25 protein-coding genes and 1 other annotated feature are annotated in these 26,977 nt (G+C 62.1%); of the genes, 18 read left to right on the top strand and 7 right to left on the bottom strand.

Features of this window, described 5'->3' with window-relative positions; translation table 11 throughout:
- Nucleotides 1–16: 16 nt before the first annotated feature.
- The 6 genes from murB to OCV66_RS08490 all read left to right on the top strand — a co-directional run bounded on the left by murB (nt 17) and on the right by OCV66_RS08490 (nt 8,021).
- Nucleotides 17–940, top strand: a complete 924-nt coding sequence (gene murB / locus OCV66_RS08465; RefSeq protein WP_107631968.1) for a UDP-N-acetylmuramate dehydrogenase — start codon at nt 17–19, stop codon at nt 938–940.
- A gap of 31 nt (nt 941–971) precedes the next feature.
- Nucleotides 972–1,829, top strand: a complete 858-nt coding sequence (rapZ, locus tag OCV66_RS08470; RefSeq protein ID WP_054327289.1) for an RNase adapter RapZ — start codon at nt 972–974, stop codon at nt 1,827–1,829.
- Between the two features lie 22 nt (nt 1,830–1,851).
- Nucleotides 1,852–2,745, top strand: a complete 894-nt coding sequence (gene whiA / locus OCV66_RS08475; protein ID WP_054327290.1) for a DNA-binding protein WhiA — start codon at nt 1,852–1,854, stop codon at nt 2,743–2,745.
- Nucleotides 2,746–6,261 carry a DNA polymerase III subunit alpha gene (locus OCV66_RS08480; RefSeq protein ID WP_054327291.1) on the top strand — a complete coding sequence of 1,172 codons (3,516 nt, stop codon included), beginning with the start codon at nt 2,746–2,748 and terminating at the stop codon, nt 6,259–6,261.
- Between the two features lie 70 nt (nt 6,262–6,331).
- Nucleotides 6,332–7,306: a 6-phosphofructokinase gene (gene pfkA, locus OCV66_RS08485; RefSeq protein ID WP_054327292.1), complete on the top strand. Its 975-nt coding sequence runs from the start codon at nt 6,332–6,334 to the stop codon at nt 7,304–7,306.
- A gap of 1 nt (nt 7,307) precedes the next feature.
- The gene (locus OCV66_RS08490; RefSeq protein WP_054327293.1) at nt 7,308–8,021 is read left to right on the top strand and encodes an SDR family NAD(P)-dependent oxidoreductase; all 714 of its coding nucleotides are present in this window, start codon (nt 7,308–7,310) and stop codon (nt 8,019–8,021) included.
- Between the two features lie 56 nt (nt 8,022–8,077).
- Here OCV66_RS08490 and OCV66_RS08495 read toward each other — a convergent pair whose 3' ends face one another.
- The 7 genes from OCV66_RS08495 to aroF form a co-directional block, all read right to left on the bottom strand.
- Nucleotides 8,078–11,080 carry a phosphodiester glycosidase family protein gene (locus tag OCV66_RS08495; RefSeq protein WP_262564260.1) on the bottom strand — a complete coding sequence of 1,001 codons (3,003 nt, stop codon included), beginning with the start codon at nt 11,078–11,080 and terminating at the stop codon, nt 8,078–8,080.
- Between the two features lie 280 nt (nt 11,081–11,360).
- Nucleotides 11,361–12,746: a shikimate kinase gene (locus tag OCV66_RS08500; protein ID WP_147574147.1), complete on the bottom strand. Its 1,386-nt coding sequence runs from the start codon at nt 12,744–12,746 to the stop codon at nt 11,361–11,363.
- A gap of 4 nt (nt 12,747–12,750) precedes the next feature.
- Nucleotides 12,751–14,022, bottom strand: a complete 1,272-nt coding sequence (gene aroA / locus OCV66_RS08505) for a 3-phosphoshikimate 1-carboxyvinyltransferase (protein ID WP_054327296.1) — start codon at nt 14,020–14,022, stop codon at nt 12,751–12,753.
- A 6-nt stretch (nt 14,023–14,028) separates the two neighbouring features.
- Nucleotides 14,029–15,168 carry a prephenate dehydratase gene (gene pheA, locus OCV66_RS08510; protein ID WP_054327297.1) on the bottom strand — a complete coding sequence of 380 codons (1,140 nt, stop codon included), beginning with the start codon at nt 15,166–15,168 and terminating at the stop codon, nt 14,029–14,031.
- Entirely contained in the window at nt 15,161–16,252 is a 1,092-nt protein-coding gene (gene aroC, locus OCV66_RS08515; protein WP_054327298.1) for a chorismate synthase, read from the bottom strand. Before aroC ends, pheA begins: the two co-directional genes overlap by 8 nt.
- A 14-nt stretch (nt 16,253–16,266) precedes the next feature.
- The gene (aroB, locus tag OCV66_RS08520; RefSeq protein WP_054327299.1) at nt 16,267–17,307 is read right to left on the bottom strand and encodes a 3-dehydroquinate synthase; all 1,041 of its coding nucleotides are present in this window, start codon (nt 17,305–17,307) and stop codon (nt 16,267–16,269) included.
- Nucleotides 17,308–17,473: 166 nt separating this feature from the next.
- Nucleotides 17,474–18,490, bottom strand: coding sequence for a 3-deoxy-7-phosphoheptulonate synthase (aroF, locus tag OCV66_RS08525; RefSeq protein ID WP_107631975.1), 1,017 nt, complete (start codon nt 18,488–18,490; stop codon nt 17,474–17,476).
- Nucleotides 18,491–18,571: 81 nt separating this feature from the next.
- Nucleotides 18,572–18,826, bottom strand: a binding site (T-box leader).
- A gap of 146 nt (nt 18,827–18,972) precedes the next feature.
- Between aroF and OCV66_RS08530 the strand changes: the two genes are divergently transcribed.
- The 12 genes from OCV66_RS08530 to xseA all read left to right on the top strand — a co-directional run bounded on the left by OCV66_RS08530 (nt 18,973) and on the right by xseA (nt 26,977).
- The gene (locus tag OCV66_RS08530; protein WP_054327300.1) at nt 18,973–19,878 is read left to right on the top strand and encodes a hypothetical protein; all 906 of its coding nucleotides are present in this window, start codon (nt 18,973–18,975) and stop codon (nt 19,876–19,878) included.
- A complete protein-coding gene (locus OCV66_RS08535; RefSeq protein WP_054327301.1) occupies nt 19,866–20,384 on the top strand; it encodes a stage III sporulation protein AB in 519 nt (172 codons plus the stop codon). The genes OCV66_RS08530 and OCV66_RS08535 overlap by 13 nt, the downstream gene beginning before the upstream one ends.
- 14 nt (nt 20,385–20,398) lie before the next feature.
- Nucleotides 20,399–20,593, top strand: coding sequence for a stage III sporulation protein AC (gene spoIIIAC / locus OCV66_RS08540; protein ID WP_107631977.1), 195 nt, complete (start codon nt 20,399–20,401; stop codon nt 20,591–20,593).
- On the top strand, nt 20,590–20,979 hold the full coding sequence (locus OCV66_RS08545) for a SpoIIIAC/SpoIIIAD family protein (protein WP_054327302.1): 390 nt from the start codon (nt 20,590–20,592) through the stop codon (nt 20,977–20,979). The genes spoIIIAC and OCV66_RS08545 overlap by 4 nt, the downstream gene beginning before the upstream one ends.
- A 14-nt stretch (nt 20,980–20,993) precedes the next feature.
- Nucleotides 20,994–22,097 (top strand): stage III sporulation protein AE, encoded by a 1,104-nt coding sequence (locus OCV66_RS08550; RefSeq protein WP_262564265.1) that lies wholly within the window; start codon nt 20,994–20,996, stop codon nt 22,095–22,097.
- Nucleotides 22,094–22,570, top strand: coding sequence for a hypothetical protein (locus OCV66_RS08555; protein ID WP_054327305.1), 477 nt, complete (start codon nt 22,094–22,096; stop codon nt 22,568–22,570). The genes OCV66_RS08550 and OCV66_RS08555 overlap by 4 nt, the downstream gene beginning before the upstream one ends.
- Entirely contained in the window at nt 22,567–23,118 is a 552-nt protein-coding gene (locus OCV66_RS08560; protein ID WP_107631980.1) for a hypothetical protein, read from the top strand. Before OCV66_RS08555 ends, OCV66_RS08560 begins: the two co-directional genes overlap by 4 nt.
- Before the next feature lie 34 nt (nt 23,119–23,152).
- A complete protein-coding gene (locus tag OCV66_RS08565; protein ID WP_147574149.1) occupies nt 23,153–23,674 on the top strand; it encodes a SpoIIIAH-like family protein in 522 nt (173 codons plus the stop codon).
- A 65-nt stretch (nt 23,675–23,739) separates the two neighbouring features.
- Nucleotides 23,740–24,153 carry an Asp23/Gls24 family envelope stress response protein gene (locus OCV66_RS08570; protein WP_054327308.1) on the top strand — a complete coding sequence of 138 codons (414 nt, stop codon included), beginning with the start codon at nt 23,740–23,742 and terminating at the stop codon, nt 24,151–24,153.
- 145 nt (nt 24,154–24,298) lie between these two features.
- Nucleotides 24,299–24,775: a transcription antitermination factor NusB gene (nusB, locus tag OCV66_RS08575; RefSeq protein ID WP_054327309.1), complete on the top strand. Its 477-nt coding sequence runs from the start codon at nt 24,299–24,301 to the stop codon at nt 24,773–24,775.
- Complete coding sequence (locus tag OCV66_RS08580; protein WP_054327310.1) at nt 24,768–25,706, top strand: tRNA (adenosine(37)-N6)-threonylcarbamoyltransferase complex transferase subunit TsaD; 939 nt, start codon at nt 24,768–24,770, stop codon at nt 25,704–25,706. Before nusB ends, OCV66_RS08580 begins: the two co-directional genes overlap by 8 nt.
- Entirely contained in the window at nt 25,703–26,977 is a 1,275-nt protein-coding gene (xseA, locus tag OCV66_RS08585) for an exodeoxyribonuclease VII large subunit (RefSeq protein ID WP_054327311.1), read from the top strand. Before OCV66_RS08580 ends, xseA begins: the two co-directional genes overlap by 4 nt.

Consider the following 26,977-nt stretch of genomic DNA (forward strand, 5'->3'; position numbering starts at 1 on the left):
TGCTTGGAGGAAAAGGATGGAGCACCGTATCAACATCAACGAATGCGCGGCGGCCCTTCGTAAAGCCGCGCCAGAGATAGATATTGCGATTAACGAACCCATGAGCCGCCACACTACCTTTGCGATCGGCGGACCGGCGGACCTGTTTGTCATGCCGAAAACCATTGCGGAACTGACGACCGCCCTTTCCGTGGTGCGCGAACATGAGCTGCCGCTGCTGGTGCTGGGGAACGGGTCGAATATGCTGGTTTCGGACGATGGCGTGCGCGGCACGGTCATCTGTACGATCGGGCTGGACGAGGTGCGCGTCGGCGAGGACTGTCGGGTCACTGCGGAAGCGGGCGCGCTGCTCAGCCGTGTGGCACGGCGCGCACAGCGCGCGGGGCTGACCGGAGCGGAGTTTTCCGCCGGCATCCCGGGCAGCTTGGGCGGCGCGGTATTTATGAACGCCGGCGCGTATGACGGACAGATGGCGGGCATTGTGGAAAAAACCGAGTATCTGGACGGAGTGGGCGCGCGGCATGTGCTGGAGGGGGAGGCGCACGGCTTCGGCTACCGGCGCAGCGCTTTCCGCGCCCATCCAGAATGGACGGTGTTGCGTTCAACGCTCCGGCTGCGGCCGGGTGACCCCACCGCGATCCAGCTCAAAATGGCCGACCTTGCGCAGCGGCGGCGGGATAAGCAGCCGCTTAACTATCCATCGGCGGGTTCGACATTCAAGCGGCCGGAAGGGTATTTTGCCGGACGGCTGATCGAGGACGCGGGGCTGAAAGGGGTTTCTGTCGGCGGGGCGCAGGTATCGGAAAAGCATGCGGGCTTTCTGATCAACCGCGGCGGTGCGAGCTGCGACGATATGCTGCGCCTAATCGAGCTGGTGCAGAGCCGCGTGCGGGAGGCATTCGGCGTGGAATTGGAATGCGAGGTCCGGATCATCCGGTAAGCATGGACGAATGGGCAAGGGGGATGAATCGATGTATTTTTTGATTGTTTCAGGTATGTCGGGCGCGGGCAAGAGCCGCGCGGTCGCCACGTTTGAGGACCTGGGGTATTATTGCGTGGATAACCTGCCCATCGCGCTCATCCCGCGCTTTGCCGAGATATGCCTTGCCGCGACTGAGCGTTACGAGCGCGTCGCGCTTGTGACCGATGTGCGCGCGGGCGGGGATTTCCAGCAGTTGTTCGATTCGCTGGACTCGATCAAGAGCATGGGCTGCGACTACCGGATCCTGTTTCTGAATACGGATACGCCGACGCTGATCCGGCGCTTTAAGGAAACCCGCCGTAAGCATCCCCTGATGGAGAAGGGTATTGGCATGACGGCTGCGATCGAGAAGGAGCGCAGCATGCTGGCCGCGCTACAGAGCCGCGCGGATTTTGTGGTCGATACGACTGGACTGTCCGCAGCGGGGCTGCGCGAGCGCCTGCTCGCGCTGTTCGCGGGGACGGATGGCGGCGGCGCGTTCGAGGTGATCGTGCAGTCGTTCGGCTTCAAATACGGCATCCCGCCCGAGTCCGATCTGGTGTTTGATGTGAGGTTCCTGCCCAACCCCTATTATGAGATGAGCCTGCGCGAGAAAAACGGTACCGATCCGGATGTGCGCGACTACGTGTTCCAGGGCGGCATGGCGGATGAGCTGATGCAACATTTGACCTCGACAATCGATTTTCTGCTGCCGCGGTATGTGGCGGAAGGAAAAGCGAACGTAATCATCAGCATCGGCTGTACTGGTGGGAAGCACCGCTCGGTCGCGATTGCGGAGGCGCTTTCCGAGCATCTGCGCGGTCGGGACTACGGCGTGGTCACCATGCACCGCGATTATCAGCGCTGATTGACAGATAAAGGAGCGGTCCATGTCCTTTTCAACCGAAGTAAAGGCCGAGCTGTGCCGCGTTTCCATGCAGCGTGCGTGCTGCACGCGGGCGGAAGCTTACGGCGTGTTGCTGCACGCGTCGGTATTTTCCCATAAAGAGATACGGCTGTCCACGGAAAACGTATTTGTGGCGCGCCGGCTGCAGGCGCTGCTGCAGCGTGCGTTTTCCGTGGACTGCGCGCCGCAGCGGGCGGGGCGCAAGCTACAGCATACTGTCGGGGAGCCAGCGCAGATCGCGCGGATCTTTGATGTGCTGGGATATGACCTGAAAAGCCACCTCGCCTACCATCTCAACCGGAACGTGCTGGAAAACGACTGCTGCGTCGCTGCTTTCCTGCGCGGCGCGTTCCTGATGGCGGGTACGGTGGCGGGGCCGGATAAAAAAAGCCATCTGGAGCTGAAAGCCGGCCGGCAGAGCCTTGCGGGGGAGGAGACAAGCCTGCTGCTCGATTTGGGGCTGTCGCCCAAGCAGGCGCGCCGCGGTAATTCCTGCCTCCTGTACTTTAAGGAGGGCGCGAGCGTGGAGGATTTCCTGACCCGCATCGGTGCGCCGCGCGCGGCGATGGAGCTGATGCAGGCCAAGGTGGAAAAGAATATCCGCAACACGATTAACCGGCAGGTTAATTGCGAGACTGCGAACCTGATGAAAGCGGCGGACGCTTCCGCGCGCCAGGTCGCCGCGATCCGCGCGGTGCTCGACCGGCGCGGGGAGGAAGCCTTTCCGGAAGCGCTGCGCGAAACCGTCCGCTTGCGGCTGGCTTATCCGACCGACAGCCTGGCCGAGCTTGCACAACGCTTCGACCCGCCGATCTCCAAGCCGGGGCTGAGCCACCGGCTGAAAAAAATAACGGAATTTGCGTCAAAGGAGGACTAAATGGTACCGTTTGCGCACCTGCATGTGCATAGTGAATACAGCCTGCTGGACGGCGCGTGCCGGATCGAGGGGCTGGTGGAGAGAGTGGCCGAGTTGGGGCAGACCTCATGCGCGCTGACCGATCACGGCGTGATGTATGGCGTGATTGATTTTTACCGCGCCTGTAAGGCCAAGGGCATCCATCCGGTGATTGGCTGCGAGGTATATCTGGCGCCGCATTCGCGTTTTGAGCGCAGCTATGTGAATGGTGAATGGCACAGCCATCTGATTTTGCTGTGCGAGAATATGACCGGCTACCGCAACCTCATCCATATGGTGTCGCTCGGCTTTTCCGAGGGCTTTTATATGAAGCCGCGCATCGATATGGACCTGCTCCGGCAGCACAGCGAGGGCCTGATCTGCCTGTCCGCGTGCTTGGCGGGCGTGATCCCGCGCGCGCTGGCCGAGGGCGATATGGACGGCGCCTATGAGCTGTGCGAACAGTTTTTGGATATTTTTGACCGCGACCATTTCTATCTCGAGGTGCAGGACCATGGCATCGAGGTGCAGAAAAAGGTAAACGAGGGGCTGTATCAGCTCGCAAAAGAGCTGGATATTGGTTTGGTCGCCACGAACGACGCGCACTATCTGACCAAACAGGACGCAAAAATACAGGACGTGCTCATGTCCATCCAGATGGGCAAGACGGTGGACGACCCCACCCGCATGAAGTTTGAGACGCAGGAGTTTTATATCAAGGACGCGGACGAGATGGCCGCACTGTTCCCAGAGCATCCGGAAGCGCTTGCGAACACCGTCAGGATCGCGGAGCGCTGCCAGGTCGAGTTTGAGTTTGGCAAGTACCATCTGCCGGAATTCGATGTGCCGAAGGGGTATGGCGCCCTGCAGTACCTGCAGAAGCTGTGCGACGAGGGCTTTGCTAAACGCTATCCGGATGACGACGGCACGGTGCGCGCCCGCCTGCAGTATGAGATCGATATGATCGCGCAGATGGGCTTTGTGGATTATTTCCTGATCGTTTCCGACTTCATCGGCTATGCCAAGAGCAACGGTATCCCCGTCGGGCCGGGGCGAGGCTCGGCGGCGGGCTCGATCGTTTCCTACTGCCTGGGCATCACCGACCTGGACCCTATCCACTATTCTCTGTATTTTGAACGCTTCCTCAATCCGGAGCGCGTTTCCATGCCGGATATAGACGTGGATTTCTGTTATGTGCGTCGGCCGGAGGTGATTGAGTACGTCACCGAAAAGTACGGCAAGGACCGCGTAGCGCAAATCGTCACGTTCGGCACCATGGCTGCGCGCGGCGCGATCCGCGATGTGGGACGCGCGCTGTCAATCCCGTATAACGAGGTGGACGCGGTTGCCAAGCAGGTGCCAAACGAGCTGCACATCACGATCAACAAGGCGCTGGCGGTTAATCCAGAGCTGAAAAAGATGTATGACGAAAAGCCGCAGGTACGCGAGCTGATCGATACGGCCCGCGCGCTCGAGGGAATGCCGCGGCACGCTTCGACCCACGCGGCGGGCGTGGTCATTACCAAGGATCCGGTGGATACCTATGTGCCGCTTGCGCGCAACGATGAGCAGATGGTCACCCAGTTCACCATGACCACGCTCGAGGAACTGGGGCTGCTCAAAATGGACTTCCTCGGCCTGCGTAACCTGACGGTGATCGCGGACGCAGAAAAGATGATCCGCCGCCATGTGCCGGATTTTAACATCGAAACCGTGGATATGAACGACAAGGCCACTTATGAGATGCTCGGCCGCGGCTCAACGATGGGAGTGTTCCAGCTGGAAAGCGCGGGTATCACCAACGTCGTCACCGGCCTGCGCCCCGCGTCCATCGAGGATATCACCGCGGTTGTGGCGCTGTACCGGCCGGGGCCGATGCAGTCCATCCCGCGCTATATCGAATGCCGCCACCATCCGGAAAAGGTGACCTATAAGCACCCGCTGCTCGAACCGATCCTGAAAGTCACCTATGGCTGCATGATCTATCAGGAGCAGGTCATGCAGGTGTTTCAGAGCCTGGCGGGTTACTCGCTCGGCAAGGCGGACATGGTGCGCCGCGCGATGAGCAAAAAGAAGATGAAGGAGCTTGAGAAAGAGCGCGTCAATTTCATCCACGGCAATGAGACGCTTGGCATCGACGGCGCGGTCAAACGCGGCGTGCCGGAGCACATTGCGGCAGGCCTGTTCGACGAGATCATGGACTTTGCCAACTATGCGTTCAACAAGGCCCATGCGGTGTGCTATGCGGTTGTTTCCTTCCGCACGGCCTATCTCAAGTGCCATTATCCGCGCGAATATATGGCAGCGCTGCTCACCTCCGTGCTGGACTGGTCGGACAAGATTTCCGAGTATATCCAGGCCGCGCGTGAAATGGGGATTCGGGTGTTGCCGCCGGATGTGAACGAGTCGTTCGATGGGTTTTCGGTTTCCGGACGGGACATCCGCTTCGGCCTTGCTGCGGTCAAGGGCGTCGGCCGGTCGTTCATGAAGCAGCTTGTGGAGGAGCGCGAGACAGGAGGGCTGTTTTCGTCGTTCCAGGATTTTTGCGAGCGCATGTACGATCGGGAACTGAACCGGCGTGCACTCGAAAGCCTGATCAAAGCCGGCTCATTCGATTCCATGGGATACCGGCGGAGCCAGCTGCTGCAGATTGTGGGCGCGGTGGTGGATGCGATCGCGCAGAGCCGCAAGAAAAACATTGAGGGGCAAATGGACCTGTTCGGCATGGGAAATGACGAGGTGCAGGATACGCAGATCGCCCTGCCCGATATCCCCGAGGCGGGCAAGCGGGAGCTTCTGGCAATGGAGAAAGAAACGACCGGCCTGTACCTGTCCGGTCATCCGATGGACGAGTATCGGGAGCTGGCGAAAAAAGCAGACGCGGCCTCCATCCGGAAGATCATCGACGATCTTTCGGGGGAAAGCACCCAGCCCGCCTATAAGGATGGAATGACTGTGCGGCTGGCGTGCGTTATCACCTCTGTGCGGCTCAAATCCACCAAAAACGGCTCGATGATGGCATATGTGACGGTGGAGGATGAGTCCGCGTCGATTGAGCTGATCGTGTTCCCGCGCTCGCTGCAGCAGTGCGGCGCCTATTTGACCGAGGACAGCGCGGTACTGCTTACCGGTAAGATCGACGCGCGCGAGGATGAAGCGCCCAAGGTGCTGCTGAACGAAGCGCAGCCGCTGACCGAAAGCGCAGTGAACAGCATGCTCGCACAGCAGAACCCGCAGCGGTCGGTATATACCGACCAGCAGGCGGCGCGGCTTGCGCCGCAGAAGCTGTTCCTGCGCATTGACAGCATGGGCAGCGACGAATGGCCGCAGATCAAGGCCATACTACTGGCGCAGCCAGGCGATACGCCGGTTTATCTCTATCCTACGGACACTAGGAAAAAAACGCTGGCCAAGCGGGAATACTGGTGCCAGCCGGATGTGCCGCTTTTGGAAAAATTACGCTTCCTCTTGGGCGAGGAAGATGTTATAATGCAGTAGGGAACCGGACAAGGCTCCGCCATGTAAGGCAAATATTATTTTGAGAAGCAACCGATACAGGAGGCTCATTATGGACAAACAGATTCGCAGAATTGGCGTGCTCACCAGCGGCGGCGACGCGCCGGGCATGAACGCATTGATCCGTGCGGTCGTCCGCACCGCTTCGGCGCACGATATCTCCGTGCTTGGCATCCGCCGCGGCTACAGCGGCCTGATTAACGGCGATATCATCGAGATGGCGGCGCGCAGCGTGGACGGGATCATCCGCAAGGGCGGCACGATGCTGTATACCGCCCGCTGCAAGGAGATGCTGACCGACGAAGGGCTGCAGAAGGCGGCGGATACCTGCCGTTATCTGGGGATCGACGGACTGATCTGCTGCGGCGGCGACGGTACGTTCCGCGGGGCGCAGGCGCTGTCCCGCAAGGGCGTACCCTGCATCGGCGTGCCGGGTACGATCGATAATGATATCGTGTGTACTGATTACACGATCGGCTTTGACACGGCCTGCAATACTGCGATTGAATGTATCGATAAGCTGCGCGACACCATGCAGTCGCATGAGCGCTGCTCGGTCGTTGAGGTCATGGGGCGCCGGGCGGGTCATTTGGCGCTGCACGTTGGCTGCGCGGTCGGCGCTACCGCGATCTGCCTGCCGGAGCGCGAGCTGAACTTTGATGTTGATATCATCGAGAAGATGCGCGTCGGGCGCATCAAGGGCCGCAACCACCATATTATTATTGTGGCGGAGGGCTATGGCGCCGCGCAGGATGTTGCCGACCGGATTCATGAGGCGACCGGCATCGATACGCGTGTGACCATCCTTGGCCACATCCAGCGCGGCGGTTCCCCGTCCGCGCGTGACCGCGTGATGGCGACCCGCATGGGCTATGAGGCGGTGATGGCGCTGGAGGCGGGCAAGACCAACCGCGTGATCGTGTTCGATGATAACCGCGTCACCGACTTGGACATCGAGGAAGGGCTTGCGCGCCAGAAGGACCTGGAGCAGGATCTGTTTGTGGCGCAGCAGACGGTAGCGATCTGACATGCCGCAGACAGTCTTGATTACCGGCGGTTCACGTGGTATTGGCGCCGCGTGTGTGCAGGTATTTGCCGATGCGGGCTGGAATGTGGCCTTCACCTACCGCGCCAGCCGCGCAGCCGCGGGCGCGCTGGCGGAAAAGTCCGGTGCGCTGGCGCTTTGTGCCGACCTGACGGATGAGCGTGCGGTCGGACGTGCGGCGGGGGAGGCGGTAAGCTATTTTGGCGGATTGGATGCGGTGGTGTGCAACGCAGGCGTGGCGGAGCAGAAGCTGTTTCAGGACATTACGGAGCAGGAATGGCAGCATATGCTGGATGTCAACCTGCTGGGCGCGGTGCGGACCATCCGTTCCGCGCTGCCGGGCATGCTGCACAGAAAGCAGGGCAGTATTGTGACAGTGTCCTCTGTCTGGGGGCAGGCTGGTGCGTCCTGCGAGAGCCACTATGCGGCGAGCAAGGCGGCGCTGATCGGTCTAACCAGATCGCTCGCGCTGGAACTGGGGCCTTCTGGCATTCGGGTCAATTGTGTCGCGCCCGGTGTGATCGATACGGATATGAATGCGGTGCACAGCGCGGAAACCATGCGCGAGCTGGCGGAGCAAACACCGCTGGGGCGCATTGGCACCGCGCGCGAGGTCGCGGAAAGCATCCTGTACCTCTGCTCGGACAAAGCGGCCTTTGTCACCGGACAGGTGCTCGGTGTGACTGGCGGCTTCTGAAAGTATAACAAAAACCCCCTCTGTCATTCGGCAGAGGGGGTTTTTGTTATTCATTTTTAGAACAGCGCGAGAATTTTGGCGATCTCGCCGCGGGTAATCTTGCCCAGAGGTTGCAACGTATTGTCGCTATAACCGCCGATGATGCCGGCGGCAACGCAGGTTCTGACCTGATCGACCGCCCAGGAGGGGACGGAGGACGCATCCTTATAGGAAAGACTTGCCGCCGCATAGCCGCGCGGCAGGCAGCGTCCGATCACGGTCATGACCTCGGCGCGCGTCATATCCGCGTCCGGAGAGAAATACAGCTTGCCGTTCCGTGTCTCGCCGTTCATGATGCCCGCCTGCGAAACAGCGTAGACCGCGCCGCGCGCCCAATCCGGTATGGAGGCATCGTCGGCAAAGTCGAGCGCGCCGGTATACGAGGTGTCCAGACCGAGCAGGCGCGCCATCGTGACCGCAAATTCCTTGCGCGTCAGATTCCGCTCCGGACGAAAATAGGTTTTCCCGTCGCTGCCGGTTTCGCCCTTCATTATGCCGTTGGTATTCAGCAGGGAAGCGTAGCCGCGCGCCCAGTGGGAAGCGGTATCGGCAAACGCGTTGCTGGCGCTGCCTGCTGTGACGGTTGCGGAAGCACGGGTGCGGTTGCCTGCGTCGTCCGATACGTCGATCGTGACGCAATGCGTACCCGCAGACAGCGCGCCGGTTGTGACGGTCAGGGTGGCGCCGCTCATTTTAGCCGCGCCGTCAACCGCTTTCCCATCCACCTTGACTGTAATGTTGGAAGAACGGGCGGGATATTTGCCATTCTCCATCGTAGCGGTACCGCTGATCGTGGCCGCCGCGCCGGCGTCCACGGTCAGGGCGGTGCTGTTCAGCTTGACCGAGGGGGCGTCCGTATTGGTAACCGCGTGGTCGGCGGAAACGACGACCTGGTCTAGGTAGAGCGCGGAACCCGCAGCTCCGCTGCCGCTGCGTTCAAAGCGGATGCCGGTCAGCTTGGACGCGCCCTCCGGAACGGCGGCGGTAAGCTGCTTCCATGAGGCCGTGGTGGCCGCGGACAGGGCTGTGGTCAGCTCATTGCCCTCGGCGTCAGCAAAGACCGCGGTAAGCGTACCCTGCGTCCCCTCGCCGCGCGCCCACAGCGTCAGGTGCTTCCGGCCGGAAACATCGGCCTGCGGGAGCGAGATCGTCGCGGCCGCGACCTTGGTACCGTCATAGGCGGCCTTGAGCGAGCCTTCGCCGCGCGCGACCGCTGTATATCCGGTCACGCGGGTAAGCGTCATGCCCTCGGTGGCCGTGCAGCCGTCCGTGCCGGCCTCAAAATCTGCAACGGTTTCCGCGTCCTGCGGGTCGCCCATGCCGACATTCACCGTTATGGATTTGCTGGTCGCTCCATACGAACAGGTGAGCGTGCCGCTTGCCATGCTGTCGCCCGCGGTGAACACGCCTTTTTCGTCGATCGAGCCGATGCCGCTGGAAACGCTCCAGCTAAAAGCAGTGTCGATCGAGGCCATCTTCTGGCCAAGGTGGTAGGCGATCCCGTCCACATCGACGCTCTGGCCGGGCTTGACCGAGATTGAGCTGATGTCCTTGCCAGCGCTCTGCAGGCCGATCGAATTGACGTCGCCCGTGATGCAGATATCCATTGAGCCTTCGACCGAACCGTTGGAAGCGGTAATGGTGGCGGTGCCGGTTGCTGTACCGGCAGTGAATGTCTGGTTTTCGACCGTACCCAGATCACCGGATACGGTGTAACTCATGCCGGAGGGATCCGGCGCAGGGCCGTAGGATGCGTCCGCGCCCTTGACCGAGAACCAGGTGGAAGCACCCGGCAGCACATAGCGGTAGCTTGGCGTGAGGAACGCATAGGCAGTGACGTTGTCAGATGTGACATGGTTGATAAAGAAAATATAGTTGGCGCAGGCGCGCTGGGAACCGTCCGAGGGGCTGGTAATCAGGGAAGCGGTGGATTCGCCGGGCCTGCGCAGCGCCATGGCGGAGGAGCCGCCGCCGTCCAGACAGATGGCGCGGACACAGCCCAGCGATACCAGCTCTTCCCCAAGCTGGGCGGCGGTCAGTCCCACGCTGTGCGAGGACTGGTTCCCGTCAACCTCGTATAGCACGACCGTACCGTCCGACCGGACGCCGATCGCGCTGCGTGCGCGGTTGGAAGAGCCTCCATCTATCCCCGAGGTGGTGACAGAGCCGTTATCGATCAGCAGCTTGCCGCCGACCGCGTAATCCACATCCGCCCAGTTGGCGTCGTTCGCCGTGACCTTGAGCGTGACTTCCTCGCCGACAGGGAAGTCCACCCAGGAGGGGACGTTCGCACCGTCCGACTTGGTCAGCACCATCTGGTCGTCCGTGATGGTGAGCGGGCTGTTGCCCGTTCCCTTGTTGATGACTTTCATTTTGACCGTGCCGTTTACCGTGACCGGCGTATCATCCACGCGCTCGAGGATGATGTTGGTGCCGTTGGCGGTAAAGTGGGTCGAATCGTCATAGTTGCGGTCGAGCAGGTATGCGCCTGCGGTGGTACGGGTTTTATTGAAATAGGACACAGAAACCGTGCCGCTTGCGCCGGAAACCGTCATACTCATGGTCGGACGGCCCATCACGGCCGAGCCGTCCGCCTTGAAGCCGACCGCATACTGCCATGCGTCGGATGAGATCAGCTCGCCCTCGTCGATCACCAGCCCGATCGGGACGCCGCTGGACATGACGAAAAAGTCGGCGTTCGTGCCGCCAATGACCGATTTCCCTTGGCTCTCCAGATATTTGACCGCGTTTGTGATCGTGGCGCTGCTGCCGTAAAGCTGCTCGTCCGCATACACCATGATCGGCGAGACGCCTGTGTTCGGCCGGTATGTCAGGATATTTGCACGCTGCACGCCGGCGCTGTTTTTGCCCTCCGAGCGGGTATAGGTCAAGCCTTCTCCCACCGGATAGGAATAGGTGAAGCCGTTGCTGAATGCGGCGCCGGCCGCAGATGTAAAGAGCTGTACTGCGGCAAGGGAAGCCGCCAGCAGGCGGCTGGATACTTTTGCGAAGTGTTTCATGGTCCTCCTCATTTTCTCAGGATAGTGGAAGCCTTGCTGCCGCGCCGCGCCCCCACTTCGCACGCAGCGCCGTCCCGCGCGCCTCTATCCCGCGCGCGGGGCAATGACATTGGTTTTCAGCGGTGCAGCCGCCGAAAACCATAAAAACCCGCGGCATATACGTGGGTTTTTATACCAATACGGAGAAAAGCTTCGTTTCCGGAACTTTTCGAAGCGCGGGACGCATCCGCGCCCGGCACGGTGCGTCCGTTCGACCGGAAGCATGGTTCCGATCGGCTTTTTAGATGCTCTTTACCACTTTTTCCAGCACCTCGGATATCTTGGGACTACGCACCGAGATATCTGCCGCATGGTGGTAGACGGCCTTGCGCGCGTTATACAGGCGGCGCGTTTCGGCCTGCTTGTCAGGGCCGGCAAGCAGCGGGCGGGTGTTGGAATAGGAAAGGTTTTTCAGGATGCGGTAATAGGGAGTGTCCAGATGGATGAGCAGGCCGGTCTCTCGGACTGCTTTCACGTTTTCCGGCCGGAGCACCGCGCCACCACCGAGGGAAAGCACAATCCCTTCCCGCTGGGAAAGCTCCCTGATGTAGGCGCATTCCCGATCGCGGAAATACGCTTCCCCCTGTTCCGCAAAAATGTCGGGAATTTTTTTGCCCTCCCGCGCCTCTAAATACTGATCCGCGTCGATAAATTCCAAACCGGTCAGACGGGCGAGTTTCCGGCCAATGGTGGTCTTGCCGCTGCCCATGAAGCCGCACAGCACGATGTTGCGCTTGCCGTGCTTTTCATGCAGGCGCTTGACCGCCATTTTGCCATAGGTGCGGCGCAGAATGGTTTCGCAGGCCTGCGGCTCGAACCGCACGCCCGACCAGACCGTCTGCGCGTAGGCCGCCTGCATGACCAGCATGAACAGACCGTCGCGCACGCGGGCCTTTTTGGGGTTGGCCAGCCGCATGGTGGCGGTTATAGGTGGGTTGTAAATCGCGTCGAACACATATTCGGCCTTGTGCGGCAGGTAGTGCAGGGGAGCGGCGTTTTCCCTGGGGTACATGCCGACCGGCGTGGAATTCAGGACGATCTGGATATCGCGAGGGATATGCCGGCGGTTATAGACCGCGATGTGTGCGCCGGGCACGGCCGCGCAGAGCTGCTGCCGCAGGGACTCCGCCTTGTCCAGGTTGCGGCCGGTGATGGTCAGGTACGCGCCCTGCGTCACACAGTGGTAGGCCATGACCGAAGCCGCGCCGCCATAGCCCAGCAGCAGGACCTTTTTCCCACGCAGTCTGATCCCATCCCTTGTAAGGGATTCGGCAAAGCCCAGGATATCCGTGTTGTAGCCAACCGCCTTCCCGTCCCGGAATGCCACGGTGTTGACCGAGTGCAGGTTGCGTGCGGCGGTGTCCACCTCGTCCAGCAGGGGGATGACCGCTTTTTTGTGCGGAATGGTGCAGTTGATGCCGCCCAGCCTGCGCTTTGCCAGCTCGAACGCTTCCGGCAGGTCTTCCGGCGGCACGGCGACGCCGATATAATCCGCGTCCTGGCCGGAGGCCGCGAACAGCTGTGCGTGCAGTTCCGGACTCATGGTATGGCCGAGCGGCCAGCCGAACAGCGCGTAGGTCGGCTTTTCCGGCTGGAACACGCGGAACTGTTCCATGGATAGCAGCATGGTATCAGCCCCCCAACCGTTCCAGTGTATGGAAAAAGTCGGGATAGGAGATCGCGACGACCTCCGGCTCGTCGATACGGCATGCGCTGCGCGCGGCGAGCGCCAGCACGGCGAGGCTCATGGCGATGCGGTGGTCCTTGTAGGTTTCAAAGGCGGCGCCGTGCGGACGCTTGCCGCCGCGGATAATCATGCCGTCGTCGGTTTCCTCTGCGTCCACGCCTGCCTTTTTCAGTTCGGTGACCATGGCGGCGATGCGGTTGGATTCCTTTACCTTGAGCTCCTGCGCATCGCGGATGACCGTCTCGCCCTCGGCGTAAGCCGCCGCGACCGCGATGACCGGAAGCTCGTCGATCAGGCGGGGGATGATCGAGCCGCCGATCTCCACACCGCGCAGCATACTATGTTTGACGGTTAAATCGCATACGGGTTCCGCGTCGTCGTGAAAATTCGATATGGAAATATCTGCCCCCATCTCGTGCAGCACGTCCAGAATGCCGGTGCGCGTCGGATTGACGCCAACGTTCCGGATCGTCAGCTCTGAGCCCTCGACGATCGCGCCCGCGACCAGGAAAAACGCCGCGGAAGAAATATCGCCCGGCACACGGATATCCACGGCGTACAGGTCCTCCGGCGGCTCGAGCGTGATAGTGCTGCCGTGTGTTTCGACCTCCACGCCCAAGGCGCGGAACATGCGCTCGGTATGGTCGCGCGAGGGCGCAGGCTCGATAACCGTGGTCTGCCCCTCGGCATAGAGGCCGGCAAGCAGAATGGCGCTTTTAAGCTGCGCGGAAGCGACCGGCAGGCGGTATTCGATGCCGTACAGTTCGCTTGGATACAGGGTGAGCGGGCAGTAATTGTCGTTTTTGCCTTCAATAGACGCGCCCATCTCGCGCAGCGGCTTGATAACGCGGCCCATCGGGCGCTTCTGGATGGAGGCGTCGCCGTTTAAGGTGGCGGTGAACGGCTGTCCGGCCAGGATGCCGCACAGCAGACGGGTGGTCGTACCGGAGTTGCCGGTGTACAGCGTCTCCTCCGGCGCGCACAGGCCGTGTAGGCCCACGCCCTCCACGATGACCTCGCTGTCCGTGATCTCGATTTCCACGCCCATTTTGCGGAAGCAGTCGATGGTGGAAAGGCAGTCCTCGCCCATCAGAAAGCCGGTGATGTGGGTCGTGCCATTTGCCAGCGCGCCCAGCATGACCGCGCGGTGCGAAATGGATTTGTCGCCCGGCACGGTAATCTCGCCGCGCAGCGGGCCGCAGGGTTGGATTTGCATTTGTTTTTACTCCTCCGTCGCATCGGACACCTGATAGCTGCCGATGACCTTGATGTAGGGAAGCTCCTCATGGAGCTGGTATAGCAGGGACTGCACAGCATGGTCACGCATATTGCCGGTGAAATCCAGATAGAACACATAGCACCAGGGGCTGTCTTTCAGAGGTCGGGAATAGATGCTGGTCATGTCGATGCCGTAGTGCGCAATCGTATCCAGCACGGTGTTGAGCGAGCCCGCGACATTCGGGATGTGGAACGCGATTTCGATACGGTTGTCCTCCGGCTGGCTGGTAAGCATCCGGCTGACTGCGATAAAGCGCGTTTCGTTGTGCTTGAGGTCGTTGATGCCTTCCTCCAGAATGTGCAGGCCGTACCGCTCGGCCGCTTCGCGTGAGCAGATGGCGGCAAGCCGCCTGTCGCCTTTATCGCGGACATTCTGCGCCGCGATCGCGGTATTGGCCACTTCGATCGCTTCAAGATTATGCGCGGCAATAAACGCGTGGCATTGGGGCAGGGCGTGCGGATGGGAGCATACGCTTTGAATATCCGCAAGCCGCGCGCCCGGCACTGCGGCCAGGCAATGCGAGATTTTCCGGATATACGAGCGGTTGATGCACAGGCCGTATTCCAGGAGCAGGTCGTAAACCTCGCTGACCGTGCCGGCGGTCGTGTTTTCGACTGGAACCACGCCCACATCCGCAGCGCCGTCGCGCACGGAGCGGAACACCTGCTCCCACGTCGGCACGTTGACCGGCTCGCACTGTGGGAACAGCGCGCGCGCCGCCAGCTCCTGGTATGCGCCCGGTACGCCCTGGTAGTAGACGGTTTTCGGGTCGAGCGCGGACCCCGCCGGATGGAGCGGGAAACGCGCAGGCTCCTCCCGAAGCTGCTCGCTGTATTGATATTCGCGGCTCGCGCGGATCATGCTTTGCAGTAACGCGGTATATTTGAGCCGGATTTCCCCGTCCATACCCGCAGTGCGCTGTTCAATGATTTCCGCTTCCCGATCAGGCTTATAGACGCTGTCGTTCGTTTCGGCCTTGGCATGCGCCACCTCAAGCGCGAGCGACATGCGCTTGAGAAACAGCGCGCGCATCTGTTCATCCACCTCGTTGATCTCCCTGCGGATTGCGGGTAATTCACGCATAGCCGTTCGCCTCCCGCAGCAGGTCTGCCAGCGCGACGGCGCACGCCGCCTCGACGACGGGCGCGGCGCGCGTGACGATGCAGGGATCGTGCCGCCCATGGATGGAAAGCGGCTCAACCCGGCCGGTCTGAAGATTGAGCGTCTGCTGTAACGAAGAGATGGAAGGGGTCGGCTTGATGCACACGCGGAACACGAGCGGCATGCCGTTGGTGATGCCGCCGTTGACACCGCCGTTGTTATTGGTTTCGGTTTTGACCGTGCCTGCCTCCTGATAGATGGCGTCGTTTGCGTGGGAACCGCGCAGCGCGGCAAAGGCAAAGCCCGCGCCGAACTCCACGCCCTTGACCGCGGGTACGCCGAACAACAGGGAGGACAGGCGGCCCTCCACCGTATCCAGCATGGGGCTGCCAAGTCCGGCGGGCAGGCCGGTGGCCGCGCATTCGATCACGCCGCCTACCGAATCCTGCGCTTCGCGCGCATCCTCGATCGCGGCGAGCATGGCGTCCAGCGCGCGCGGGTTATTGACCGGATAGTCGGCCTCCCGCAGCGCGTCAAGCTGCTCGGGACACACATCCACATCGTCAAACGGCATATCCTGAATCTGCGCGATGGACTGGATATGGGAGCCGACCGTCACGCCCTGCGTTTTCAGCCACAGCTTGCACATCGCACCCGCGAACACAAGCGGCGCGGTCAGCCGGCCGGAAAAATGGCCGCCGCCGCGCGGGTCGTTGCAACCCTGATAGCGCACCATGCCGGTATAGTCCGCGTGGCCCGGGCGGGGCTGCGCGGACAGCGCGGCATAATCGCCCGAGCGCTGGTTGGTATTCTGGATAAGGGCGCAGAGAGGCGTGCCGGTGGTTTTGCCGTTGTAGATGCCGGACTGGATAAGCGGCAGATCGGCCTCCCTGCGCTGGGTGGACTGCTTGTTGCGCCCGGGGGCGCGGCGCTCCATCTCGCGCAGGATAAAGGCTTCGTCATATGCGACGCCGGACGGAAACCCGTCGATCACCACGCCGATGCCGGCCCCGTGCGATTCGCCGAAGAGCGATAGTTTGATGGCGTTTCCCCAAATGGAACCCATTGGGCATTGCCTCCTTACAGTTTGAGAATGTATTCGTGCAGCGTTTCCGCGTCGATCGGGGTGATCTCCGCGCGGCCCGCCTCGCGGACCAAGATGAAATTGACCGTCGCGCCGAACTTCTTTTTATCCGACAGCAGGGCGGTGTAAATCGCCTCGCGGTCATAGGTCAGAGCGGTCGGCAGCCCGATGTGCTGCAAAAGCTTTGTGAGCGGCGCGGTCAGGTCCTGATTGCCAAGCAGGGCGCTCAGCCGCATGGCCGCAACCATACCGATGGCGACCGCCCTGCCGTGGGTCAGGTCGGTATAATGCCCGAGCTTCTCCGCCGCGTGGCCGATCGTATGGCCGAAGTTCAGAATCATGCGCAGGCCGGTATCGTGCTCATCGATCGCGACCACGTCGCGCTTGATCTTGACGCATTCGTAGATGATATCCCCGATGCGCGCCTTGTAATCCGGCAAGGCAACCAGGTCCAGAATGCCCTTATTGGCGATATAGCCGTATTTAACCACCTCGGCCATCCCGTCAGCGAAGGTCGCGTCCGGCAGGGTAACAAGCACCGCCGGATCGATCAGAACCAGGCGCGGCTGGTAAAACGCGCCGACCAGGTTTTTACCCTCCGCGAGGTCTACGCCGGTCTTGCCGCCGACCGAGGAATCCACCTGCGCGAGCAGGGTGGTTGGAATCTGGCACAGGGCTAGGCCGCGCAGGAAAGTTGCGGCGGCGAAGCCGGTGATATCGCCCACCACGCCGCCGCCAAGCGCGATAACAAGATCCTTGCGGGTCATGCCGGCGGCGAGCATGTCATGATAGACGGTCTCGACCGTTGCCAGCCGCTTGTACTCCTCGCCCGCGGGGATGACCGTGTGGGAGACCGGAAAGGAAAATTGGCGTTCCAGCGCTTCCAGATACAGCGGCGCGACCGTCGAATCCGTGACGATATGCGCGCGGCTGGGGGAAAAAACATCGAGCATGGCCGCCGCCGCGCGGCCGAGCAGGCCGGTTTCAATATGGATATCGGACACGCCGTTCGTGCCCGTCAGGCTTAGGGTCTGCACTACTGAAGCACTCCTTTGATGATAAACTGCACATTTGTACCGCGCCGTCAGGCGCATTTTTAAGATGGGAAATCGAGCGATGCGGCGCGCGAAGTCGCGCTTTGGACGCGCCCGCGGCAAAACCTCGTCACGTCCCCCTCGCCGGAAACGGCAGCTTCAAGCGAAATCAGATTTCGCGCCCCACTGCCTGCGCCACCGCGCGCAGATTGGTCATGGTTTCGTGGAACGAATCGTAGGTGAGCGACTGCGCGCCGTCTGACAGGGCGTGCGCGGGGTCGTTGTGAACCTCGATCATCAGTCCGTCCGCGCCCGCGGCGATCGCGGCCTTGGCCAGCGGCTCAACCATCCAGTAGATGCCGCCCGCGTGGGACGGATCAACGATGACCGGCAGATGGCTCATGCGCTTGAGTACGGGCACCGCGGAGATATCCAGCGTGTTGCGGGTGTAGGTTTCGTAGGTGCGAATGCCGCGCTCGCACAGGATAACGTTTTCATTGCCGCCTGCCATGATGTATTCGGCGGACATGAGGAATTCCTCCATCGTATTGGCGAAGCCGCGCTTGAGCAGCACGGGCTTTTTGGTCTGGCCCAGCTCCTTGAGCAGCTCGAAGTTCTGCATATTGCGCGCGCCCACCTGGAAGCAGTCGCATTTATCCAGGAACAGCTCGATATGCGCGGGGTTGGTGATCTCGGTCACGACCGGCAGGCCGGTCGCCTCATGCGCCTTGTGGAGCAGTTCGAGGCCTTCAGCCTTGAGGCCCTGGAACGAATACGGGGAGGAGCGCGGCTTCCACGCGCCGCCGCGCAGCACGGCGGCGCCGTCCGCTTGCACATGGCGCGCCACGTCGATGATCTGCTCCTCGCTTTCGACCGAGCAGGGGCCGGCCATCACGACCAGCTTTTTACCGCCCACGACCACGCCCGGCGCGATCTCGACCTGGGAATTATCCGGATGGAACTTGCGGTTGGCCAGCTTGAATGGCTCCTGCACCTTGATAATGTTTTCCACCTGGGGGTCGCGCAGCAGCGCGTCCTTATCCACCGCGCCCGTGTCGCCGACGAGACCGATGACGATCGTACCCGCGCCGTAGATCGGGTTGGCCTTGACATTCCAACGCTCGATGTGCCTGGAAAGCTCTTCAACGTGTTCGCGGGTCGCACCCTGCTTCATAATGATAATCATGTGTTTTCTCTCCTTGTCATATTGGGGGTGAATTGCGTTTGTCCGGCGGAGAAAAAGCATAAAAAAAGCCTTTCATCCACAAAGAGGGACGAAAGACAAACATTCCGCGGTACCACCCACATTCGGCATGGAAACCATGCCGCACTTTTTCGGATACACAAAATATCCTATCCCTGTAACGGAGGAGTCCGTCGGCGCCTACTGCAAGGTTTTTTTCAGCGCCGCAGCTTAAGAGGGAACTTCATCGTGCCGGCGTCTGCGTCCGTTTCCAGTCATGCCGGACACTCCCTGAAAGCCGCGCTTGGAACAACTACTTTCCTCTGTCATCGCTTTGTGCAATATTTGTACTTATTATATTACCGATGCCTCGGGTTGTCAATGCAAAAATTGTTACGGTTTTGTTTCATGAGGAATTGCGGTCAAGGGCGTCGGACAGTCATATTCCGCAGACGGCGCTCATAGAGTAGGACAGGTGATGCAATATGGAAGTGAAACAGGACAAAGCCTACCAGCAGGCGGCTGGATGCCTGCCGCCGCTTCGCGCGGCGCAGCTCGCGGCGCTGGAGGGGCAGGAGGAGGTCGAGGAGCTGCGGTTTCGGGCGGGACGGCCGCCGGCGGTCAAAACGGCCCGCGGCGAGCGGGAGCTGGAGCTTGCCGTCGTTACCGCGCAGGAGCTGCGGGAGATCCTCAGCCGTGCCGCGCGGTATTCGGTACATAGCTATACGGAAAGCTTGAAAAACGGGTTTGTTACGCTTACGGGTGGCCACCGGCTGGGTGTCTGCGGCACCGCAGCGGAGGAAAACGGAAAGGTCGTCGGCATACGCGGGCTGTCCTCCGTCAATCTGCGCATCGCGCGGCAGGCCTGGGGGGTGGATGCCGTGATCGCGCCCTGGGTCGGGGAGGGTGAGCCGCAATCCATGCTGCTGCTGTCGCCACCCGGCTTTGGGAAAACCACGCTGCTGCGGGAATGGGTGCGCGCGGTGTCGGACAAGGGGCATACGGTCGCTGTGGCGGATGAGCGCGGCGAGGTGGCGGCGCTGGCAGACGGCGTGCCGCAGTTCGCGATCGGGCGCTGTACTGATGTGTTGGAAAACTGCTCGAAAAAGCGGGCGGCGCTCATGCTGCTCAAAACCATGTCGCCCGCGCTGCTGGCGTTCGACGAGATCACCGCGCCCGAGGATGTGGAGGCGGTTTCGCTTTGCGCGCACTGCGGCACGGCGGTACTCGCGACCGCGCACGCGGCGGGAACGGACGACCTGCGGCGCAGGCCGCTTTACCGCTCCCTGCTGGAACTGGGCGTTTTCAGGCGGGCGGTCGTGATCGGCCGGAGGGATGGAAAGCGGGAATACCGCATGGAACGATTGGAGGAACGGACATGCTCAAGCTGATAGGTGCGGTGATGATATTCGGCTCCTGCGCGGCGCTCGGATTGTCTGCCCGCCAGAGCCTGCGAAAGCGGGTTGCGGCGGCGGACGCGATGCTGATGGCTCTCTCGCTGATCAGCAGCGAGATATCCTGCCGCCGCGCGCCGCTGCCTGAGATCATCGGGACGCTGGCGGAAAACGAAAACCCGACCGTCCGGCTGGTGTTCGGCGGCCTTCAGCGCCGCTTGCGCGAGCAGAACGGGCTTTCGCTCAGCTATCTGTGGCGCGTCAATCTGCGGGACAACCGCGCGGAGGCTGGACTCGGCGCGCCGGAATGCGATATCCTCTGCGACGCCGCGAACTACCTGGGGCGCTACGACGCCGCCGAACAGGCGGCGGGGCTGGACCAGATTGGCCGGCGCCTGTCCGCCGCGCGCGCGGCGGCGGCCGAGGAACTGCAAAGCAAGGGGAATTTGTACCGCACCTGCGGCATCGCGCTCGGGATACTGGTCGTTTTGGTGCTGATCTGACAACGGAGGGAAGTATGGATGTTGATCTGATTTTCCGGATCGCGGCCGTTGGCATCCTGGTGGCTGTCCTTGGACAGCTCCTGACGCGTTCCGGACGGGAGGAGCAGGCGCTGATGACCACGCTCGCAGGGCTGATCGTCGTGCTGATGCTGATTGTGCAGGAGATCAGCCAGCTCTTTTCGATGATGAAAAGCGTGTTCGGCTTTTGAACGGGCTGACCGCGGCCTGCGGGCTGGCGCTGCTGACGCTGGTGCTTTCGCTCGTGCTGAAAAAGGACGCGCCCGCCATTGCCTTCCTGCTGACGCTGACCGCGGGCGTGCTGATCCTGCTGCAGGCGTTCCAGACGATCGGCGGCACGGCGCAGCGCTTTTCCGCGCTGCTGGCGCAGGGCGGCATTACGGGCAGCCTGTATCTGCCGGTGTGCAAGGCATTGGGCGTGGCGGTTGTGGTGCGCGTCATGAGCGCGCTGTGCAAGGATGCGGGGCAGTCCGCGCTTGCCGCCAAGCTGGAGATTGCCGGCGCGGTGCTTGCGCTTTCCCTGTGTCTGCCGCTGCTGGAGCAGGTGCTGGGCCTGGTGGCCGACTGGACGGTATGAAAGGAAACGGATGGATGAAAAAACTGGTCGTTGTATGGCTCGTCCTCCTGGCCTGCCTCGTATCCGCCGGAGCGGCGGCATCGGGTGTGGATATCGGGCAGACGGGCGGGGAATCGCTTCTCGGCGCGGTGCCGGAGGAGCGGCGGGGGTATCTGGACGGCATCCAGCCGGAAACCGCCGACGAGCTGGCAGGCTCGCTCGCGCGCCTGCTGGACAACGTATCGGAGGACAGCCGCAGCGCGCTGCAGAACGCGGTACATAGCCTGGCGCGGGTAGCGGTCGTGATCCTGCTCACCGCGATGGCGCGCGGCTTTTCCGCGGCGGCGGGCGGCGAAGCGGACGCATGGATCGATATGGCGGGCGCCCTCGGCTGCGCTGCCGTGTTGCTGCAGGACTTTTCCGGCGTGCTGTCGCTCTGCCGCGATACGCTGGAGCAGATCAGCCTGTTTTCCGGCACGCTGCAGCCGGTGTTGGCAGCCGCGCTGTCGGCCGGCGGCAGCGCCGCGACCGCCACCGTGCTGCAGGTGGCGACGATGGTGGTGTTCGACCTTGTTATCCGCCTGATCCATACGCTGATGGTGCCGGCGGCCTGTGCGTATCTTGCGATCACCGCAGTGGACGCGGCGACCGGCAACGGCATGCTGCGCGGCCTCGCGGACGGGATCAAGAGCCTGACCTCGGGTGCGCTCAAGCTCATTTTGACGCTATTTACCGCATACCTTACCATAGCGGGGAGCGTTTCGGGCAGCGTGGACAGGATGGCGCTGAAAACGGCGAAGTTTGCCGTGTCGGGCGTGGTGCCTGTGGTGGGGGGCGTGATCTCGGACGCGACCGAGACGGTGCTGTCCGGCGCGTCGCTGCTCAAAAATTCGATCGGCGTGTTCGGGATGCTGTGCGTCACGGCTATCTGCCTGGTGCCGTTCCTGCGCGCGGGCGCGAGCTACCTGTGCTATAAGGCGGGGGCGGCCGTGCTGTCGCCGCTGTGCTCGGGCAGCCTGCGGCAGCTTTTGGAGGGGGTAGGCACGGGCTTCGGCCTGCTGCTCGGCATGCTCAGCACCTGCTGCCTGATCTTGTATTTGGAGCTGGTATATGTGGTTGCTATGGTGAAGCCGATATGACCGAATTATTTCAGACAATTTTGATGCGCGTCACACTGGCGGGCGTAGCCTCGGCGGTTGCGCTGCGCATGGTGGGCGGCGGGGCGCTGCGGGAGATCATCAAGGCTGCGGCGGGTCTGCTGATGCTGCTGGCGCTGCTGCAGCCGCTCTCCGGCCTGCGCACCGCCGCGTGGGATGGCTGGGGCGTGCCGTCCCAGGAGGATATCGCTGCAATCCAGGAGCAAAACACCCAGACCACCATGAGTACGGTCGCGGCCAGCATCGCGGAGATGGTGGAGCAGCGCACGCAAAAAGAGGGCTTCGACTGTACGGTCGATGTGACCATGGCAAACGATGAAAACGGGATTTTGCAGGTGGACCGCGTGACCGTATATTACGGCGGGCGGGACGCGGCGCGCCTGGAAGAGCTGCGCGCGATTCTGACCGAGGAGTGCGGGGTGCCGGAGGAAAGGCAGGAGATGATTGCAAGATGAAAAAACCAGAGCTGGCATGGCTGAAAGACCTGGGGGAGAAGCTGCGGCCGCTGGCGCACCGGTATCGGGCGGTCCTGATCGTGCTGCTGGCGGGGATGCTGCTGCTTGCCTCCGGTGGGTGGTTCGGCGGGGGGGAGGAGCAGGCCGCGGCGCAGACCGGACAGCCGGAGACGGCGGGATTCGACCTGGCCGTGTTTGAGCAGGACCTGAACGAAAAACTTGCGGCGATCGAGGGTGTGGGGCGGGTGGAACTGATGCTGTCGCTCGACCAGACCGAGGAGGCGGTATATGCTGTGAACACCCGCCAGACGAGGAACGGCGACGCAGGACAAAGCTATGAAAGCGATCTGACCGTTGTATCAGACGGAAGCTACGGCGAAAAGCCGGTGACGGTAAAAAGCCTGCTGCCGACGTTCCGTGGCGCGGTCGTCCTGTGCGACGGCGCGGACAACGCGCAGGTGCGCCTTGCAGTGACGCAGGCGGTCGGTACCGTATGCGGCATCGGCTCGGACAAAGTTACGGTTCTGAAAATGGCGGCGGGAACATAAAACATAATAACCATGTACAGGAGGGCGAGCAGTCATGAAAAAAATCAAGAAACGCGGGGCAATATACGGAGTGATCGCGCTGCTGCTTTGCGTTGCGGTCTACCTCAACTGGAGCTACATCGATGCGCCGGAGGACCTGCTGGTCGCGGAACAGACCGATCCGGAGGACGCGGCGGCAAGCGCGCAAGGCGCGGCGGACGGGACGGATTACTTCGCGGCCTCGCGTCTGACCCGCGAGCAGGCGAGGGATGAGGCGGTCAGCACGCTCAAGGAGCTGAGCGAGAGCGAGGAAGCCGACCAGACCGCGAAGGACGAGGCGGCGGCACAGATCTCCGCGCTGGCCGAGGACTCCGTGGCCGAGGCGAACATCGAGAGCCTGATCCGCGCGAAAGGGTACGAGGATGCGGTTGTGATGATTGGGGACGACAGCGTAAACGCGGTCGTCGCGCCGCCGGAGGGCGGCCTGCAGGCCGAGGACGTTACGGTCATCAAGGACATCATTATCTCCGAGACCGGCATGTCGGCCGGCCAGATCAAGATTGTCGAGGCGGCCTGATCGGTATTTTCTCTTTCTTTTTTGCCAAAACTGTGTTATAATCCGTAAAAAGGAGAGTGAACAGTATGGCGGATCATAAGGAGTACTGGTCAACCGAGGACGACCAGGGCTGCATTCGTATTTCTGAAGACGTTGTCGCTTCGATCGCCGCGCTTGCCGCCTCGGAAACGGAAGGCGTAAGCGGACTGTATTCCAGCCTGACAAGCGATATCGTCAGCTTTTTGAGCAAGAAAAACATTTCCAAGGGCGTTCGCATCGAGATCGGCGAGGAAGGGACGGTCCGGATCGAGATTGGCTTCCTTGCGCTGTTCGGCCACAACATCTGCGATGTGGCAAAGCAGGTGCAGCAGCACGTCAAAGCTTCGGTGGAATCCATGACCGGCCTCAAAGTTACCGAGGTCAATATCCACGTCGGCGGCGTGACGTTCGCGCCCGCGCCGGCGGCGGAGGAGCCGGCGGCCGGACAGGAGCAGGGCTGAAACGGATAGGGAGAGCGGCATGGCGGCGGCCATGCCGCTTTTGTTTTGCCAAATCCTCCCGCTTTTCATGGAATATCGGCTTGAAATTTTGGCGAAAATAGGATAAAATAGGTCGTATTCAGAAATATAGGAGGAGCTTGCCGCCGTGAGCAGAACAAAAGCGAGAGAGATTGCCCTGCATCTGATTTTTGAGATGGGGTTTCAGCAGTTTGAGGATGAAAATCTGAACAACCGCCTGGACGAGAGCATCATGGCCTCGATCAGCGGGGATATCGCGCTGTATGCGGGCAAGCTGTCCGACCAGCAGACGCAGTACATCCGGTCGGTGGTCAAGGGCGTTGCCGGCAGTCTGGAGGAGCTGGACCGCACGATCGAAGCCTATTCCAAGGGATGGAAGCTGAACCGCCTGTCGCGCATGACCTCAGCGGTGCTGCGCCTGGCGATCTATGAGATGCGCTATGTGGACGATGTGCCGGTCGGCGCGGCGATCAACGAGGCGGTCGAGCTGGCGAAGGTGTACGATACGGACGAAGCGGCCGCGTTCGTCAACGGCGTACTCGGCTCGGTGGCGCGCGCGGAGTTTCCGGACAAGCCCGCGGCGCTGGAGACGGCCGATGCCTGAGCGCTTCCTAGGGATCGACACCTCGAATTACCGCACCTCGGCGGCGGTTTATGATGCGTCGTCGGGCGCGTGGCGCAACGAGGGCGGTCTGCTGTCCGTGCCGGAGGGCGCGATCGGCCTGCGTCAGTCGGACGCGCTGTTCCAGCATACCGTGCGTCTGCATGAGAAGATCGGGTCCCTGCCGTCAGGAGAAGTGCGCGCCATCGGCGTGAGCACCCGCCCGCGCGCGGTCGAGGGCTCGTATATGCCCTGCTTTCTGGCGGGGGAGAGCGTCGCGCGCAGCGCGGCGCATTTGCTATCTGTGCCGCTTTTTGCAGTCTCGCATCAGCAGGGGCATATCGCGGCGGCCGCGCTGAGCGCGGGCAGGCTCGACCTGTTGGATGGGAGCCTGCTTGCGTGGCACCTGTCCGGCGGGACGAGCGAGCTGCTGCTGGTGCGGCAGGGGGAGGATGGACTGCCGGGCTGCACCTGCGTCGGCGGCACGACTGACCTTGCCGCTGGCCAGTTCATCGACCGGACCGGCGCGCTGCTCGGCCTGCCATTCCCGTCGGGTGCGGCGCTGGACAAGCTGGCGCTGCAGGCGCGGCCGGAAAAGGGTTTTGCGCCAAAGGTGGCGGATAGCCGCTTTTCCCTTTCCGGTATGCAGAACCAGGTGGAAAATAGGCAAAAGGCTGCGGAGCCTGCGCAGCTCGCGCGCTTTGCGCTGGAAACGGTCGCAAACGCGGTCGTCAAAGCGTCCGACCAGGCGGTGCGGCGGTACGGCGGCCCGATTTTGTGCGCGGGCGGCGTGATGGCGAGCGAGGTCATCCGCGCGCGGATGCGGGAGGCGTTCGGGGACGCGGTATATTTCGCTGAGCCGGCATTGTCGGGCGACAACGCGGTCGGCGCGGCCGTACTCGCCTCGCGGCTGTATGAAAGGATGAAAACGTGAGCACCATCTATTCCGTAACCCAACTGAACAACGAGATCAAGGAACTGCTCGACGCGGTACCCGGCTACCGCAGCCTGCTGGTGCAGGGCGAGATCTCCAACTATAAAGCGCATTCCTCCGGCCATCATTACCTGACGCTCAAGGACGAGGGCGCATCCATCAACGCGGTGCTGTTCCGGTCGGACGCGGCGCGGCTCAAGTTCCGCCTGCAGAACGGGATGAAGGTCATTGTGCGGGCGCGTGTCAGCTCGTTCCCGCGCACGGGCGCGGTGCAGCTCTATCTTTCCGAGGTCATACCGGACGGGGCGGGTGCGCTGAATCTGGCCTTTGAGCAGCTGAAAAACAAGCTGTATGCGGAAGGGCTGTTTGACGAGAGCCGTAAAAAGCCCATTCCGTCCTGCCCGCGGCACATTGCGCTGGTTACCTCTCCGACCGGTGCGGCTGTGCGCGATATGATCCGCATTCTGGGACGGCGCTGGCCGCTCGCCAAGGTCACGCTCTATCCCGCGCAGGTGCAGGGGCAGGGCGCGGCGGAAAGCATCGCCCGCGCGCTTGGGCTTGCCAACGCGGTGGGGGAGGCCGACGTTATCCTGTGCGGCCGTGGCGGCGGTTCGATGGAGGATCTGTGGGCGTTTAATGAAGAGGTCGTCGCGCGGGCGATCTTTTCCTCGGAAATACCTGTGATCTCGGCGGTCGGCCACGAGCCGGACGTGACGATCGCGGACTTCGTGGCCGACCTGCGCGCGCCGACGCCATCGGGCGCGGCCGAGCTTGCGGTCCCCGACCGGACAGAGTATGCGCTTTCGGTCCGCGCGCTGCATACGCGGCTGCATACGGCTGCGCATAAGCTGCTGCAGGCAAAGGGGCAGCGCCTGGCGGGGCTGCAGGAGCGGCTCGCGCTGCGCACCCCCGCGCACTATATCGCGGAAAAGCGCCTGCTGCTCGACCAGATGGCCGACCGGCTGGGCGCCGCGCTGCCCGCGCGCCTGGGACGCGAGTCGCAGAAGCTGGCCGTGCTGCGGCAGCGCTTGGCCACGGCGGGACAGGGCGGCCTGCACAGGCGGCGCCTGCGCTTTACGCAAGCTGTGGCGACGCTCGACGCGATCAGCCCGCTGCGCGTGCTGGCGCGCGGCTATGCGGTCGCGACGAAAGGGGCGCGCGGCGCGGTCGTCAGCGACGCGCGCACGCTCAAAGCAGGCGATACGCTGCGTATCCGGTTTGCCAAAGGCGCGGCGGACTGCCGCGTGACCGATATCAGGGAGGAATCATAG

The organism is Agathobaculum ammoniilyticum (assembly GCF_025567315.1).
GTDB lineage: Bacteria > Bacillota > Clostridia > Oscillospirales > Butyricicoccaceae > Agathobaculum > Agathobaculum ammoniilyticum.